Origin of the sequence: Paraburkholderia kururiensis JCM 10599 = LMG 19447 (assembly GCF_003986935.1) — a bacterium.
In the GTDB taxonomy this organism is placed as follows: domain Bacteria; phylum Pseudomonadota; class Gammaproteobacteria; order Burkholderiales; family Burkholderiaceae; genus Paraburkholderia; species Paraburkholderia kururiensis.
Genome location: NZ_RJZE01000147.1, coordinates 1 through 250, shown reverse-complemented (window position 1 = coordinate 250; position 250 = coordinate 1). Strand labels below are relative to the sequence as shown.

Here is a 250-nt window from a genome sequence, read left to right as displayed (position 1 = left end):
ATCGAACTTCTTTGCAAAGCGGGAACGCTCGCTCGTGGTGATTGAAGCCTGCGGCAGTGCTCATCACTGGGCCCGGCAGTTACGGCAATTCGGTCACGACGTCAGGCTCATCTGCGCACATTCGGTAGTCGGACCTGAATAATCGTGCGAGGCGTATGCAGTAAGGCTGTGAAGCCGAAACGGTGTTGTTGGATTTGCAAGAAGCGGGCATATTGATGCGTGAATCCTGCAAATCCTGACGAGGTGTGGA

The 250-nt window shown here is 54.4% G+C and carries 1 pseudogene; it reads left to right on the top strand.

Annotated features, from left to right (window positions below):
• A pseudogene (locus PKKP23_RS33660) lies at nt 1–127 on the top strand (IS110 family transposase); the annotation flags it as partial.
• Nucleotides 128–250 lie beyond the last annotated feature (123 nt).